Below are 15,304 nucleotides of genomic sequence, written 5' to 3' on the forward strand. Positions count from 1 at the left end.
AGTTTCATCCGCTTATTTTATCTTGTGAGTTATGAAAATCAAATTTATCGCGAAGGTTTTACGCTGGATTGTTGCTAGTTTCTTTATTTCTTCAATAATAGCAGTAATAGCATATCGCTGGATTCCAGTATATGTTACTCCTCTGATGCTGATTCGTTGTGTGCAGAGTGTAGCGAATGGAGAATCGCCAAAGCTTTATCATCATTGGATACCTTTAGATGAAATGTCCGTGTACATGCCGGTTGCTGTGATGGCTTCTGAAGATCAAAACTTTCGTCATCATCATGGATTTGATATGAATGCTATAGTCGACGCAGCAAAAGAAAAAATGGAAGGTAAGCGCCGGAGAGGAGGTAGTACTATCAGTCAGCAGACTGCAAAAAATGTCTTCCTATGGCCTAGCTCAACATGGATTCGTAAAGGATTTGAAGCTTACTTTACTGTATTAATTGAGTTGTTTTGGTCAAAAGAACGGATTATGGAAGTATATCTCAATTCTATTGAAATGGGAGATGGGATATATGGAGTAGCTGCAGTGGCTGCTCAGAATTTTGATTGTGAAGCCAATCAGCTGACGCGCTCAGATTGTGCTTTGATAGCAGCAACTCTCCCAAATCCGAGACGTTTTAGTAGTAAACATCCTGGACCTTTTATGCGAAGTCGGCAACGTTGGATTCAGCGTCAGATGCGGAATATTGATGTTATGCACATGGATTAAGTGCTCAAGTTTGAATTATTCCAAGGTTTTTATAGTGAGCTTTCGTTGAATTGAAACGGAAGCAGATCTGCAAAAGATTCAAAAATATAGATTTTATCCTTTCCGTAGAGTAGAACGCGAAAAGGATGAAATCTATGTTCTACTTCTGCTAAAACTTGGCGGCATGCTCCACATGGAGAGATAGGGGAGGGTGTAAAGGATCTATTTGTTCCTCTTGCAGCAATTGCCAAAGTTTTTATACCAACTTCGGGAAATTGAGCATTGGCATAAAACATTGCGCAACGTTCAGCACAAGTTCCTGTAGTGTAAGCTGCATTTTCCTGATTACTTCCTTTAATGATTTCCCCATTATCAAGCAAAATTGCAGCACCTACGCTAAAATGAGAAAAAGGAGAATAACTAGTATGAGTGGCTTTTTTAGCTTGTTCTATTAGCTGAAAGTCTTCTGCGCTAAGTTCTTCTTCCTTAGCACTTTTATATTGAATTTCGATATGTTTAGATTCCATATTTATGTGATAGTTGAGTAGGTGCAAATTCCATCCTTCCGTGCAAACATACGAAAAAACTCTAAAATGGAGCATAACTATATCGGAAAATTGTAAACTTGACTTCCCAGAGCATAAAGTTAAATGCTAAAAAAGCCAATAAAGAACTGTTTATATGCTTTTGCTATCTGATACTTCGCAATATCTTAGTATTTTTGCACTGAGAAAAGAAATAGACATAAAAACAGGACTTCCTAACGATACGGGAGACCACTAAAAAGACGAAAATTATGAAAGAGAAAAAATTAATTGAAATGCTGCAGTATCGTATCAATCGTTACAAAGAGATGAGAAATGGATCAATGTGCCAGAATCTCAACCTGCAGCTCCAGCGCTTAATGGCTGGTAAAGGCGCACAGTAAAGAACTTTGTAAAGCATAATATAGCCGTGGTTATTACAACCACGGCTTTTTATTTTTTTTTCTGGAATTATACAATGAGGCCTAGGATGAACGCAAGATGATGACACAGCGTAAAATACTATCTTTTGACTTGTTTTTTTGTAGAAATAATTCTTACTCTATGGAGCTGAGAATGCATTGAAATCCAAGATTAGTGTATGGGGGTGGAGATAGTGCAGCAATGAGATGTTACTGAAATACTCTTTTCTTCAGCTCTTTAAAGGAGATATTTATTTTTCTATTATAGAGATTGGAAATACAATAAGGGGATTTTTAATCACAATAAGGTTGTTGGCTGCTATCCTTATTGATTTTTCAGAGAAAATAAGGATGCAGAGACCTTTGGCGTCTGTTTCCTAACCTGTGTTTCGATACGATTGTGGCAATAGAACAGTTCAATATTTATAAAAATAGAGAGTAATTTTCCTCTTTCCTTTTTGTTTTTGAGAAAAGCTTGGAGAACTATAAAAAGAAAAAGCATTCAACTTAAAACTGTTGAATGCTTTTGAAGTTGCGGAGGCTCGACTCGAACGAACGACCTCCAGGTTATGAGCCTGGCGAGCTACCAACTGCTCCACTCCGCGATATTCAGGATGTTATCTCCCGTTTGCGAGTGCAAAGTTAGTATAAAGTTTTCGACCAACCAAGGATTTTTCAAAAAAAATGTAATTTCCCTTATTCTACCTCTAAAACAAGTCCCTTTAGATACTCCCCTTCAGGGTGATAGATATTGATGGGATGGTCGGCTGGTTGATGCAGCTGATGTAAGATGCGGACATGGCGGCCAGCTTGTGCTGCTGCTGTAAAGACTGCTAAGCGGAATTGGTCTTTATTAACGGCCTGCGAACAGCTGAAAGTAAAGATGATTCCGCCTTTACGGATTTTAGAAATGGCAATAGCATTAAGGCGCGTGTAGCCTTTGAGTGCATTGCGAAGCGCACCCTTGTGTTTCGCGAATGCTGGAGGATCAAGGACAATAAGTTCGTAATCGTCGCCTGCCCTTTCAAGGAATTTGAACGCGTCTTCTGCATAAGCATCATGTCGGCTGTCACCTGGGAAATTGAGTTCTGCATTTGCTCGCGTCAGATCTATAGCTTTAGCACTACTATCTACACTAGTGACGCGTGTGGCTCCACCTCGGAGTGCGTAAACACTGAATCCACCTGTGTAGCAAAACATATTAAGCACGTTCTTTCCTATGGAGTACTGCTCCAAGAGCTTTCGATTCTCTCGCTGATCAATGAAGAAGCCTGTTTTTTGCCCTCGAAGCCAATCGATATGGAACTTGAGTCCGTATTCTATGGCTATGTTATCCTCGTTGCCCCCAATGATAAAACCGTCCTTCTCGTGTAGATCTGCCTTGAAGGGAAGTGTGGTTTCGGACTTATAGTAGACATTTTCGATAATTCCTTTGCAAACGTCAATGAGCGCAGCTGCTATTTCTTTACGATAGAGGTGCATACCAACGGAATGGGCTTGCATCACAGCTGTTTTACCATATAAGTCGATGATGAGACCTGGTAGTTGGTCACCTTCTCCATGAACAAGACGAAGAGTGTTGTTATCTTCACGCTCTACCAATCCAATTGAACACCGCATATTGAACGCTTCGGAAAGACGTTCTTTCCAGAATTCATTATCGATTTTACGTTCAACAAAGGACAATACGCGTATAGCGATAGATCCAATTTGATAATGTCCGATAGCTAAAAAATCTCCTTTGTGGTCAATGACTCTTACTAACTGGCCTTCAGTGAGATTGTCGGGCATTCTTTGGATGGCACCAGAGAATATCCAAGGATGGAAACGTTTAAGACTTTCGGCTTTTCCGTGACGTAATTGGATGGTTGGATACATATATTTTTGAATAGTTTACAAAAGGAAGGATGAAACGAAAATAATTGTTTTGCCTATCTTTCGTTTCTGTTATTAAAGGCTTATTGGAGTATTTCTGCGGCAGGCTGAGGTTTTAGCAGTGTAAAGCCTGTTTCGCGTAAATGTTTAAGTTCGTTGTAGAGCATGATACAGGAATATGCATCTGTAGCTGCATATGTTTTTTGCGCGGGGCTAAGAATATCAGCTTCCCAATTACTAAGTTGAGCGCTCTTTGAAATCCGTTGATGAAAAACATTTGCAAAGATTTTCTGAAGGCTCATGTCTTGAATACCCATTTCTTTTACATAGTCCTGCAAATCAAGAAACTGGCCAGGAACAAAGGCATGTCGTTGAGCCAGCATGTGGATGTCGTCTTTTAACGAAAGACCAACTTTTAAGATTTCTTTGTTGGCTAATAATTTGCGCAATGAAGAAATAAAGCCAAAGGAGTTGAGGCGAAAAAGAAAGCAAATGTCTTCGGTTGCAATTTGCAAAAGTGCAACTTGGTGAAACACGCCTTTACGGAAAGATGGGCGAGTTTCAGTATCTATTCCTAAAATCTTGGAGTTCTCAAGTGCAGCCACAGCTCGTTCTGCTTCTGCTTCACTTTGAATGACAACGATGCGCCCTTCATACTTGAAGCGCGGCAATCCTGCAATGAATTTTTTATCGGTCTTAATGAAGAGTTGTTTCATTCTTGATAGTTTCCTCCGAATTGAGCATCATGCAAAGCTCGAAGAGCATTGAGAAGTGTCTGCCCCCAGTAAAGTTTGAATTTTTCAACAGCTTCGAAGAGAGCTACTTGCATAGGTTCTTCGAAACCTTCACGGAAAGTTTCGACTAATTCTCTAAGAACCTGATAAATATCTGCTAAATTCTCACTGATAGTACAAAGTACTGGTTGGTCTGAGTATTTGAAATCCTCTACAAATACATCCAAATAATCGTCTCGTTCAGCTAAAATAGCTGCGACATTGTGGCGGATATAATCGTAGTCCGCTTCGGTTAGTTTTCCTTCATTGAAACCAGGAATTTCTGGAATATCTCCCAATAGAGACATTTTGAGGTAAATCATAGGTAGAATACCGCGCATCACATCAATAAAGTGGTTGCGTTCTTCTCCTTCTGTCTGCTCCACTTGCTTGCAATATTCTGTCGCAATGGTAATCAAGTCGAGCACTGGTTGGCTGTAAAGGAAAGAATTCATGAATATGTGAGAAATAGAGTGATAAGTAAACGGGAGCACTTGTGTCTCCCGTTTTTCTTAGTATTATAAATCATTTCGTGCGATACGCCCCATTGCCATAACGAAGTGGAGTTGTTGCTCCTTGTCATAGATGACAATGTCTGCATCTTTCCCCTTTTGGAGTGAGCCTTTGCGATCGTAGATGCCCATGATTTTTGCAGGCGTTTCGCTCACCATGCGAATGGCATCTTCCATTGGTATGTGAGCTTGCTGAACAGCAGTGCGAACGAGGCGATCCATTGTAGCTACAGATCCTGCTATGGCAGAGCGATCGGCTAACTTGCAAACACCGTCCTCAATAATAGTTCCTGGGTCGAAGCACTTAGTAGTGTCGCTGGCAGCAACTGCTAAAGAGTCGGTAATCATGCTAGTTCTTTCTACGCCTTTGAATTTGTAAATCATATTGAGGATGACGGGGGGGACATGAATACCATCCGCAATCATTTCTACCGTAATCTCATCCATATCATAGATGGCCTCAACAGTTCCAGCATGCTTAAATTCACGTACTTTGTAGAAACCACGCATGGCGTTATAGAAGTGATTGGCATGTGTGAAACCTACTTGTAAACCTGCCTTCACTTGGTCGAAGTCGGCCTTTGTGTGCGCAATAGCATTGAGCACTCCATGCTTACGACAGCATTTACCAAATTCTAAAGCACCCGGAAGTTCAGGGGCAGCACTCCAGCGCTTAATGCAATTAGTGCTATCGAGGAGAGGAATATATTCTTCAGGATCTGGATCCTTAATATTTGCAGGGTTTTGGCCACCAGCCATATCTATATTAAGGTAGTGTCCTTCAAGATGAAGTCCCATGACAGGCGTATTTTCCTCTTTCATCATCTTCTCCGTTGTGCTTACTGCCGCATAAATCATGGGCATCGTTGAAGACGAAAGAGTGGGGTAGATAGCCGTGGTGCCATGCTGCATGTGCGCATCTATCGCAACCCGAAAAGCTTCTTCGGTACCTTCCATGAAGTCACGGCCACCACCGCCATGGCAGTGCTGTTCTATTCCACCAGGGACGATGTCGCCTCCCTTAGCATCTATGCGCTCAGCTCCAGCAATGGGGAGGTCGCTATTTGAAACTTCAAGAATTTTGTTGCCCTCAACAATCACAGAGCCACCTTCTAGCCAGCCTTCTGGAGTGAGGATCCGTCCATTAAATATCTGTTTCATTTGTAGCAATAGGTTTAGTATTCTTATGCAAAAGTAAGCATTTCTTCTGACTATATACAATAAAGAGAGGGTTTTTGCGGTTATAGAATAGATGTAGAAAGCCTCTTTATGTGTGGCTGAAACTTCTTGCGCATTGCGTGTTTATCAGATTGAAAATAATTATGCTAAAGAATATATCTTTACTCCTTCTTATATTTATAGGTGTGAGTGCCTGCTCACCTGTTGATCGACTTATCCGTCGCGGTGACAATGCGCTTGCTATTGGAGAATATGCAGAGGCTGCAGCTTTATATCAGAGAGCGTATAGGCAAACTCCTGCGAAAGAGCGAGAACAACGAGGCCGACTTAGTTACAAAATGGGAGATGCTTATCGTTGTTATGGGAATGTGGCAAAAGCTGTTGGAAATTATGCAAATGCTGCTCGCTATTATTATACTGATACGCTCACTTGGCTTCGCCTTGGAGATATGCAAAGAGCTATGGGGGAGTATGGAGAAGCAAGTAAGTCTTATCAGAATTTTATAACAGAAAGTTTATCTCCCCCAAAAGCAATATTTAGTCAACCCTCTAAGAAAGTGGTAAGTGTTCGTAAGTCTAAACGTGGCAATAGAAAAACGAAGGAGACGACAAATTCTGATACTTTGTCTGTGGCTACTTCAACCCTGAAGACTAGGAAAGTAGATTCAAAGTATATTGAAATAGCTCACAGGGGATTACTTAATTGTGAAGCAGCCATAGAAAATAAGAAAGACGTCTCTGCTTATACAGTTCGCCAAGCAGTTCTTTTCAATTCTCCGCGCGCAGATTATTCTCCGGCTCTTCTTCCTACAGAATATGATCAAATCTATTTCTCTACAACGCGCCGTCAGACACAGGGTAATGATATTAGTGGCATTACGGGAATGAAGGCGGGAGATATTTTCTATTCGCGCAAAGACGAGAAGGGAAATTGGAAGCGTGTAGAACCTGCAGAAGGAGGAATCAATACTACTGATGATGAAGGAGCTTGTTGTTTTTCTCCGGATGGCTCAACGATGTATTTCACGGTATGTAGAACTGATGCAAAATATCCTCGTATGGCGGAGATTTGGCAATCTACTCGTTCTGATGCAACTTGGTCGAAACCTACACAAGTAAAGATTTCTGCAGATACACTTTCCGACTATGCTCATCCGGCAGTTTCTCCTGATGGTAAATGGCTTTATTTTTCCAGTAATATGCCGGGAGGTTTTGGGGGATATGATTTGTGGCGCATACGTATAGGTGAACATGGAGCTGGAGGTGTTGAGAATCTTGGTTCAGAAATCAATACTGATGGTAATGAAGAATTTCCTACATTTCGCCCTAATGGCGATTTCTATTTTTCTTCAGATGGACGTACGCCTAATTGGGGCGGGTTAGATCTTTATTGTATTCCTCAGTTTACCAAACGCTTTAGAGGGGAGGATGTGTTATTTGATGCAGAACAGACTGGGCTGGTAGATACTCTTTATCAACAACTTATTGTAGATCATCTTCCTACTCCTATGAATAGTCAAGGGGATGACTTTGGTATTACGTTTGATGGTCTTCATAACCGCGGTTATTTTTCCTCCTCTCGTAGTACGGGAGGTCGTGGCTGGGATAAGATATTTGAATTTAGTTATCCTGAACGCTTACTGACCGTGAAAGGTTGGGTTTACGAACAAGATGGCTATGAGCTACCTTCTGCCCAAGTGTATATTGTAGGTACAGACGGGACGAACCAAAAGATTAGTGTGTTACCTAATGGTTCTTTTGAAGCCCCTGTGCAGCCTGGGGTTAATTATCTCTTGATGGCTGTGTGCAATGGATATTTGAATGTTCGGCAACAGTTGCGCCTTGATACGCTTTCCCTAGCAGATGTGGAGAGAGCAATAGCTCGTCAAAATAAAAATCTTCGAAAAGATGTTACGCAATATGTTTTGCAGTTTCCCCTTCCTAATATTAGTATCCCAGTCTTAGTCCGCGGTATTTATTATCAGTTTGATAAAGCTGCTATTACGGATAGCAGCAGCGTTGCACTCAATCGGTTGGTTACATTATTGAAAGAGAATCCTAATGTTACCATAGAATTGGCAGCACATTGTGATTATCGAGGGACAGATGCTTATAATGACCACCTTTCTCAGCAACGCGCTGAGGCTGTAGTGGCTTATCTTGTGAAGCAAGGTATTGCGCGTGATCGTTTGACTCCTATGGGATATGGAAAACGCCGTCCTAAAGTTGTTACAACAAAGTTGCATACCGAATACCCATTCCTTGCTGTTGGTGATACTCTCACTGCAGAGCGTATCAGTTCGTTACGTCCAGCTCAGCAAGAGATTGCCAATGCTTTGAATCGTAGAACAGAGTTCCGTGTTCTTCGTACAACATATGGTCTCTTTGATAAAAATGGTAATTACGTAGCTCCGGCTACTAAGCCTAAGAAGTCGGAGGCAAATGAGCCTAATGCTGTAGATATTTATTAGGAATGAGTGTGAGATTTTAAGAAAGTTAACTAGCTTTAGAGATGTGTCTTTTTAATCTTTCTGCTATCTTGTAAAAAAGCTCACAACATATTTCTTTATGTTGTGAGCCTTTTTTTATTCTCCTATTGCATTTTAGAGCCGATGGTTAAAAACGTAATGAATGGCCATTTATCGAAATGAATCTGTAAGAAGTTTTATTTCGATGGCAGGAGAGATTCGTTCATAGAGGATATTGTAGACAGCATCAAGGATAGGCATATTCACATGGAAGTGCTTGTTGAGTTGCTTCATGCACGCTGTGCCGTAGTAGCCTTCAGCGATCATCTCCATTTCGATTTGTGCCGACTTTACACTGTAGCCTTTACCAATCATCGTGCCGAAGACGCGGTTACGCGAAAAGTTGGAATATCCCGTCACAAGGAGGTCACCAATATATACACTGTCGTAAACATTGCGTGGAATAGGATAAACAGCACGCAGAAAACGGTCGGTTTCTTGTACAGCATTTGCCATAAGAACCGACTGAAAGTTGTCTCCATATTTCAATCCATTGCAGATACCCGCTGCTATGGCATAGACATTTTTCAATACACTGGCATATTCTATGCCTATGATGTCATCTGAAGTCTTAGTTTTGACATACGAAGAAGCGAGCATAGAGGCAAAGGCTTGAGCATATTCTTGGCTCACGCTACCTATTGTGAGATAGGTGAGGCGGTCGAGTGCTACTTCTTCTGCATGAGAAGGACCTCCAATAACGGCTAAATGATCATCTGGAATATTGTAAGCCTGTCGAAAATATTCGCTGACCACGTAGTCCTCATCTGGAACAATACCTTTGATAGCCGTAACGATATATTTATCATAGAGTTTCTCTTTGAGCTTGCGGAGATGGCTCTTTAGGTAAGGAGAAGGGGTGACAAAAATTAAGGTGTCATTATCGCGTACAGCTTCGTTGATATCGGCCGTAAAGTGGATGCGATGAGTATCGAAGTGGACACCGGTGAGATAGGAGGGATTGTGCTCGAGACGTTTAAAGCTTTCGATGGCGTCCGTTCTGCGCATATACCACGTGATGCTGGGGACTTTCTCCAGTACCATTTTGGCAATAGCGGTGGCCCAACTGCCACTACCCATTATTGCTATCTTTCCTGTTTCCATTTTATTTTTGAAGATATGGGAGAAATTCTCCGTCTTCTTCATAGAGCTATTGCTTCTCTCTCATGTTTTTAGAGCGTAGATAAAGTCTCTTTGCTTTATGAGAAAGACGGAGAGATTTTCTTAGTGACCGTTTATTTGTCGGCAGAAACCCATTTAGTGATTTCTTCTAGTGAGGGCTTTTGTATCTCGACAATGTTTCGGTATTTCTTCTGCAATTCGCTGAGCTGTTGCAGGATTTTCTGCGGGTTCACCTCTTTGAGGTCGCTAACGAGATTGTAGCCAATTTTTTGGAGAGCTGGAACCAAATCCTCGGGAATACCAATACGCGTGTAAGCTTCAGCGTTGTCGCGAGGAGCTTTGGCTTCTGGCTTCATCTGTGGGAAGAGGATAACTTCCTGAATGAACGGATTCCCTGTCATAAGCATGACAAGACGGTCAATACCAATACCGATACCAGAAGTGGGAGGCATACCATATTGGAGTGCGCGGAGGAAGTCGGCGTCTATAACCATAGCTTCATCGTCACCCTTATCTGCCAGAGACATTTGGTCGCGGAAACGTTCTTCTTGGTCTATAGGATCATTTAGCTCCGAATAAGCATTGGCCAATTCCTTACCATTAACCATCAGCTCGAAGCGTTCTGTAAGACCTGGCTTAGAGCGATGTATTTTAGTGAGCGGTGACATTTCTACTGGATAGTCCGTGATGAAAGTGGGTTGGATGTAGGTACCTTCACAGAATTCGCCAAAGAGTTCGTCAATCAGTTTGCCCTTGCCCATTGTCTCATCAATCTCCATGTTCAACTTGTGGCAGATCTCGCGGATTTCATCCTCTGTCTTGCCCTCCAAGTCGTAACCCGTCTTTTCCTTGATAGCTTCAAGGATAGGCAGGCGGCGATACGGAGCTTTGAAGCTGATAGTCTTACCGTCGATAACGCATTCGCTCTTGCCATTCACGGCAATGCAAATAGTTTCGAGCATCTTCTCCGTGAACGACATCATCCAGTTGTAATCTTTATACTGCACATAGAGCTCCATGCAAGTGAACTCAGGGTTATGGTTCTTATCCATGCCCTCATTGCGGAAGTTCTTTCCTATTTCGTAAACGCCTTCAAAGCCGCCCACGATGAGACGTTTCAAGTACAATTCGGTAGCGATACGCATATACATATCCTGATCGAGTGCATTGAAATGCGTGATAAATGGACGTGCACTTGCGCCACCTGGAATATTCTGTAGTGTAGGAGTTTCTACCTCTGTGTAGCCCGCACTGTCCAACACGTTGCGGAGAGTGCGCAGCACGATAGAACGCTTGTAGAATGTATCTTTCACATTGGGATTAACAATGAGATCAACGTAGCGTTGACGATAGCGCATTTCTGGATCGGAAAAACCATCATAAACTTCACCATCTTTCTCCTTCACGATAGGAAGGGGGCGAAGACTCTTGGAGAGTAGTGTGATTTCTTCAGCGTGTACACTGATTTCGCCAGTCTGCGTACGGAATACAAAGCCACGAACGCCGATAAAGTCGCCCAAATCAAGCAACTTTTTGAAGAATTTGTTGTAGATGTCTTTATCTTCACCAGGGCAAATGTCGTCACGGGTGATATATACTTGTATACGTCCTTTAGAATCAAGGAGTTCAGCAAAGCTGGCTTTTCCCATCACGCGGCGGCTCATTAAGCGGCCAGCGATGCAGACACGGCGAGGAGTTTCAGCGTTTTCGTCGAACTCGCTGCGGATGTCTGTACTGTAAGCATCAACGGGGAATTCAGCTGCGGGATAGGGGTCGATTCCCATTTGTCGAAGTTCCTTTAGGGCCTCACGACGACCCAATTCCTGTTCGCTTAGTTCAAATACGTTCATGTGATTTTTTGTTTCTTTATATTATTGTATGTGCAAAATTACAAAGAGAAAGCCATAATTCCAAGAATAGCACAAAAACAAGTACAAAGACACGCCTTTTGAATTATTTATTAAAGAGACTTTTACAAAAAAATAAGCTTTTAAATAACTTTGCTTCATGTAGATTAAAATCTAAGATTTGATAGGTGTAACCCAATAGTGGTCTTGAAGGAGCTGTTTCTAGTTTTAGCTACAATATGGGATATTTGATTGAAGGCGTTTTTGATGTTAATATTCAACTTAATCCTTTATACGAATGATTTTACTCCTATTAGAGAAACACTTATGGAGCCGGATAAACGTGGATATATTTAGGAATGAGAGGCTGTGGTTGCGGGAAGTTCGTCAGTGTACGGCTCAAACTAAAAGATTTTGGCTGATATTTAGCCTGGGGTTGCTAATCCTGTCTGTCTTCACCATCCCTTTCCTAAGCTTAAAGATGTTTTGGTATATTGCGTCATTATCAAAATAAAAACGCTATATTTGTCAATATTTTTCGTATTCTATTGTACTGAGAATAGCTTGAAAATCAAATTTAAATTCTTCGGGAGGAAATAACGCAAGGAGGAGCTGTTACGCCAATAGGGGGATTTTGAAAAAGATTACTAGGAATTTTATTTTCTATACTAGGAGTTGAAAAAACAATACTGCAATTTTCAAAAATAATAAGGCTGTTGGCTGACATCTTTATTGTATAAACTGATAGAATAAGGAAAAAACTGACTCTTTGAAGCATTTTTGTCGTTCATTCTATGAAAAATCATAGCTTCCCTTATGTTTTTACCGATTTATGGAGTGACATTTTTAGCTGATAGATTCGTTTTTCGTTGCTTTCAAACCTTTTTAAGTTTTTCTCAATAATTTTTGCTTCTAGATTGGAGAAGCATGTTGTAAAGAAAATTCTTGTTTTGAAACCTAGACTGTGATTGTCAGTTGTCACGGCTGAAGGAAGGAATACCAGAGGATATTTTTTTACAAATCTATTTTACCGTTCAGAAAGAGAGAGAGGGAATGAAAAAAGTGTCCATGTACTTCATTTGCCTTCATTCGTGAGCTTTTACAAGCTTTAGCTTATTTTGTATTCTGCAAAAATAGTCTTAACTTTGCACTTGAAGAAAGCAACAACTTCTACGAATCGATGAAAATCGTATTGATGACAACGCCATTTTTCTTTGTCGAGGAAAGCCAAATACTAACGGCACTCTTCGATGAGGGGCTTGAGTTGCTTCATCTTCGTAAACCGGATACTGAGCCGGTTTTTTCTGAACGCCTTTTATCACTTATCCCCGAATCTTATCATCGACGCATTGTTACTCACGACCATTTTTATTTGAAGAATGAATATGGACTGCGTGGTGTACACTTAAATGATCGTAATCTAGAGTTGCCGGATGGCTTCAAAGGAACGATTAGTTGTTCCTGCTATACGGTAGAAGAAATCGAAGCGCGCCGTAGGAAGATGGACTATGTCTTTCTACAATCCACGGATTTTAATGTTCCTGAGTCCCGCGAAACTTCATGGGAACTCTGGGAGGATGCTGCACATCAGATGTCGGAAAAAGAACTTAAGAAGGTCTATGTTTCGGGGGGCATCACGCTGGACGATCTGCCTCGCTTGCGCAGTTTGGGCTTTGGTGGTGCTGTGGTTTATGGCGACATTTGGAACAGGTTTAATATCTACTCTCAGCAAGACTATCAGGAGTTAATCCTACATTTTCGTAAATTGCTGAAATGATAATTATGGACAAGACTAAAAATATACAAGGCGTGAACTATGGTAGTCAACTTAAAAAGAACGATGCTACTCCTTTTGTGTTCTGGCCTTTGAGGCAGTTGTCCGTAGCCCCTTTGTAACTCGTTAAATATCTTTCTAATATGAGCTCTGATTCATTCATGGTATTCTCTGGCACCAAGACTCGCTATTTGGCCGAGAAAATCTGTAAGGACCTTAACTGCCCGCTTGGCAATTTGGTCATCACGTATTTCGCCGATGGCGAATTTGTAGTAAGCTTCGAGGAATCCATTCGTGGCCGCGATGTCTTCTTAGTGCAGTCCACATTTCCCAGTGCTGACAACCTGATGGAGCTGCTCCTGATGATTGATGCTGCAAAGCGCGCGAGTGCTAAGAGTATCAATGCAGTGATCCCTTACTTTGGTTGGGCGCGACAAGATCGCAAGGATAAGCCGCGTGTGTCTATCGGTGCAAAACTTGTAGCTGATATGCTCAGCGCAGCGGGTATAGACCGCTTGCTTACAATGGACCTCCATGCCGATCAAGAACAGGGATTCTTCGATGTTCCTGTTGATCATCTCTATGCGTCTACGGTGTTCATGCCCTACATTAAGAGTTTGAACTTGAAGAACCTTTGCATGGCCAGTCCTGATGTTGGTGGTTCGAAGCGTGCCAGTGCTTACGCTAAATTCCTTGATGTGCCTCTCGTTCTTTGCCACAAAACGCGTAAGAAAGCTAATGTGGTAGCGGATATGCAGATTATTGGTGATGTGCGCGATATGGATGTCATTCTAATTGACGATATTGTTGATACAGCAGGTACTATCACAAAAGCAGCTCAACTGATGATCGACAATGGAGCACATTCTGTCCGTGCCATGGCAAGCCACTGTATTATGTCTGGTCCTGCTGATGAGCGTGTGGCTAATTCTCCATTGCAGGAAATCATCTTTACGGATAGTATTCCATACCGCGGAACTTGTTCCAAAGTGAAGCAGCTCAGCGTGAGCGAAGTTTTTGCTGAAACTATTCGTCGCGTAGAAAACAACGAAAGTATTTCTTCTCAGTATCTTATCTAATAACTGAGCTACTTTCTTATTGATAAGTTTATCACTAAAAACGGACTGCCTCTTTTTCCTTTATTAAGGAGAAGATGAGGCAGTCCGTTCTTAATGAATTATTATCGGCTTGTTCTTTTTAGCCGATCAGGAAAAATGCTATTATTTCGGCTTTGATGTGGGAAGAATCCTATACCATACTTTCCAAGATCCATCTTTTTGATGTTCTACATGAATCTCAAAATCAGCATTATTGGGTATTTTATACATGAGAGTATTAGCTAGTTTATAAGCACCCCATTTAGTTTTGCATTGTCCAATGTAAATCCAAATAGGCTTGGATATTTTATGCTGAGTGCCTATGGCGTAGCTCTTGACTTCTGTAGATTTCTGTAGATGGTCGTATACGATGTTGCCCATATTATACGCAAATTCGTCACAAATAACGATGCTATCTAATCCTGCATCGTATGCAATATAGCCTCCATCATTATACTCTTCGCTCTCATTTTGGATGATTTGGTCTAATGCCAAAGAAATTCGTTTTGTGAGGACTTCTTTAGTAGAGTCTTTAAAACTGTCTCTCTCATCATTTTGGCTGCACCCTATTCCACTAATCAGAACGAGTATCAGCAGTGTAAAGGGAATGAAATAATGTTTCATAAGTTTTTTAGGTTGAATTGTTTCCTACTCTATAAGCTTTTCGGATTTTGCTTTAATTTCGCATTCTAGAATATGCGGATGTTATAATATTGCAAATATAAGTACGAATAAACTTAAGTGCAACTTTATTTTTGTTTTTTTAAGTAAAATGTCGATTATAGATGAGAGGAAGTTTCTTTTTTCCTTAAAAGGCTGTTTTCTTTTTCTTTTTGATATTTCATAAAGGATGAGTAAATGGAAAAACTCCGAGATTTAGGTAGTGTTCCTAAAAGCTTACACGCTCTCGGGCACGGGCAACGAGATGGCACAGTTCTGGCGCGCCGTCGAGTT

At 41.3% G+C, this 15,304-nt stretch carries 13 protein-coding genes and 1 tRNA gene; 5 read left to right on the plus strand and 9 right to left on the minus strand.

The genetic code is table 11. The features are described 5' to 3' along the window. Positions 1 to 31: 31 nt before the first annotated feature. A complete protein-coding gene (gene mtgA, locus ABLA33_RS03450) occupies positions 32 to 718 on the plus strand; it encodes a monofunctional biosynthetic peptidoglycan transglycosylase (RefSeq protein ID WP_311490316.1) in 687 nt (228 codons plus the stop codon). A gap of 29 nt (positions 719 to 747) precedes the next feature. Here mtgA and cdd read toward each other — a convergent pair whose 3' ends face one another. Beyond that, on the minus strand, positions 748 to 1,224 hold the full coding sequence (cdd, locus tag ABLA33_RS03455) for a cytidine deaminase (RefSeq protein WP_347719251.1): 477 nt from the start codon (positions 1,222 to 1,224) through the stop codon (positions 748 to 750). A 269-nt stretch (positions 1,225 to 1,493) separates the two neighbouring features. On the opposite strand from cdd, the gene ABLA33_RS03460 reads away from it, so the two are divergent. Continuing rightward, positions 1,494 to 1,625 carry a hypothetical protein gene (locus ABLA33_RS03460; RefSeq protein ID WP_347719252.1) on the plus strand — a complete coding sequence of 44 codons (132 nt, stop codon included), beginning with the start codon at positions 1,494 to 1,496 and terminating at the stop codon, positions 1,623 to 1,625. Between the two features lie 550 nt (positions 1,626 to 2,175). Here the strand turns inward: ABLA33_RS03460 and ABLA33_RS03465 are convergent. The 5 genes from ABLA33_RS03465 to nagA all read right to left on the minus strand — a co-directional run bounded on the left by ABLA33_RS03465 (position 2,176) and on the right by nagA (position 5,964). Further along, positions 2,176 to 2,248, minus strand: a tRNA-Met gene (locus ABLA33_RS03465). A gap of 91 nt (positions 2,249 to 2,339) precedes the next feature. Beyond that, a complete protein-coding gene (locus ABLA33_RS03470; RefSeq protein WP_347719253.1) occupies positions 2,340 to 3,521 on the minus strand; it encodes a class I SAM-dependent rRNA methyltransferase in 1,182 nt (393 codons plus the stop codon). 80 nt (positions 3,522 to 3,601) lie between these two features. Further along, positions 3,602 to 4,234, minus strand: a complete 633-nt coding sequence (locus ABLA33_RS03475) for a 3'-5' exonuclease (RefSeq protein WP_347719254.1) — start codon at positions 4,232 to 4,234, stop codon at positions 3,602 to 3,604. Further along, positions 4,231 to 4,746: a DUF5063 domain-containing protein gene (locus ABLA33_RS03480; protein ID WP_347719255.1), complete on the minus strand. Its 516-nt coding sequence runs from the start codon at positions 4,744 to 4,746 to the stop codon at positions 4,231 to 4,233. The genes ABLA33_RS03475 and ABLA33_RS03480 overlap by 4 nt, the downstream gene beginning before the upstream one ends. Positions 4,747 to 4,809: 63 nt before the next feature. Continuing rightward, positions 4,810 to 5,964, minus strand: coding sequence for an N-acetylglucosamine-6-phosphate deacetylase (nagA, locus tag ABLA33_RS03485; RefSeq protein WP_347719256.1), 1,155 nt, complete (start codon positions 5,962 to 5,964; stop codon positions 4,810 to 4,812). A 161-nt stretch (positions 5,965 to 6,125) separates the two neighbouring features. Between nagA and ABLA33_RS03490 the strand changes: the two genes are divergently transcribed. After that, positions 6,126 to 8,453 carry an OmpA family protein gene (locus ABLA33_RS03490; protein WP_347719257.1) on the plus strand — a complete coding sequence of 776 codons (2,328 nt, stop codon included), beginning with the start codon at positions 6,126 to 6,128 and terminating at the stop codon, positions 8,451 to 8,453. Between the two features lie 168 nt (positions 8,454 to 8,621). Here ABLA33_RS03490 and ABLA33_RS03495 read toward each other — a convergent pair whose 3' ends face one another. Both ABLA33_RS03495 and lysS read right to left on the minus strand, forming a co-directional pair. Next, on the minus strand, positions 8,622 to 9,614 hold the full coding sequence (locus ABLA33_RS03495; protein WP_311490331.1) for an NAD(P)H-dependent glycerol-3-phosphate dehydrogenase: 993 nt from the start codon (positions 9,612 to 9,614) through the stop codon (positions 8,622 to 8,624). A gap of 131 nt (positions 9,615 to 9,745) precedes the next feature. Then, on the minus strand, positions 9,746 to 11,482 hold the full coding sequence (gene lysS / locus ABLA33_RS03500; protein ID WP_347719258.1) for a lysine--tRNA ligase: 1,737 nt from the start codon (positions 11,480 to 11,482) through the stop codon (positions 9,746 to 9,748). 1,177 nt (positions 11,483 to 12,659) lie between these two features. On the opposite strand from lysS, the gene ABLA33_RS03505 reads away from it, so the two are divergent. Further along, on the plus strand, positions 12,660 to 13,256 hold the full coding sequence (locus ABLA33_RS03505) for a thiamine phosphate synthase (protein ID WP_311490325.1): 597 nt from the start codon (positions 12,660 to 12,662) through the stop codon (positions 13,254 to 13,256). Between the two features lie 140 nt (positions 13,257 to 13,396). Continuing rightward, entirely contained in the window at positions 13,397 to 14,332 is a 936-nt protein-coding gene (locus ABLA33_RS03510) for a ribose-phosphate pyrophosphokinase (protein WP_311490326.1), read from the plus strand. Positions 14,333 to 14,473: 141 nt separating this feature from the next. On the opposite strand, the gene ABLA33_RS03515 is transcribed toward ABLA33_RS03510, so the two are convergent. Continuing rightward, a complete protein-coding gene (locus tag ABLA33_RS03515) occupies positions 14,474 to 14,845 on the minus strand; it encodes a hypothetical protein (protein ID WP_347719259.1) in 372 nt (123 codons plus the stop codon). Positions 14,846 to 15,304 lie beyond the last annotated feature (459 nt).

It is taken from the genome of uncultured Alloprevotella sp. (genome assembly GCF_963536905.1).
In the GTDB taxonomy this organism is placed as follows: Bacteria; Bacteroidota; Bacteroidia; order Bacteroidales; family Bacteroidaceae; genus Alloprevotella.

Coding starts and splice junctions, on each gene's coding strand:
- ABLA33_RS03510 (WP_311490326.1), top strand. CDS start 13,397: ATGAGCTCTGATTCATTCATGGTATTCTCTGGCACCAAGACTCGCTAT.
- mtgA (WP_311490316.1), top strand. CDS start 32: ATGAAAATCAAATTTATCGCGAAGGTTTTACGCTGGATTGTTGCTAGT.
- ABLA33_RS03505 (WP_311490325.1), top strand. CDS start 12,660: ATGAAAATCGTATTGATGACAACGCCATTTTTCTTTGTCGAGGAAAGC.
- ABLA33_RS03460 (WP_347719252.1), top strand. CDS start 1,494: ATGAAAGAGAAAAAATTAATTGAAATGCTGCAGTATCGTATCAATCGT.
- ABLA33_RS03480 (WP_347719255.1), bottom strand. CDS start 4,746: ATGAATTCTTTCCTTTACAGCCAACCAGTGCTCGACTTGATTACCATT.
- cdd (WP_347719251.1), bottom strand. CDS start 1,224: ATGGAATCTAAACATATCGAAATTCAATATAAAAGTGCTAAGGAAGAA.
- nagA (WP_347719256.1), bottom strand. CDS start 5,964: ATGAAACAGATATTTAATGGACGGATCCTCACTCCAGAAGGCTGGCTA.
- ABLA33_RS03475 (WP_347719254.1), bottom strand. CDS start 4,234: ATGAAACAACTCTTCATTAAGACCGATAAAAAATTCATTGCAGGATTG.
- lysS (WP_347719258.1), bottom strand. CDS start 11,482: ATGAACGTATTTGAACTAAGCGAACAGGAATTGGGTCGTCGTGAGGCC.
- ABLA33_RS03470 (WP_347719253.1), bottom strand. CDS start 3,521: ATGTATCCAACCATCCAATTACGTCACGGAAAAGCCGAAAGTCTTAAA.
- ABLA33_RS03490 (WP_347719257.1), top strand. CDS start 6,126: ATGCTAAAGAATATATCTTTACTCCTTCTTATATTTATAGGTGTGAGT.
- ABLA33_RS03495 (WP_311490331.1), bottom strand. CDS start 9,614: ATGGAAACAGGAAAGATAGCAATAATGGGTAGTGGCAGTTGGGCCACC.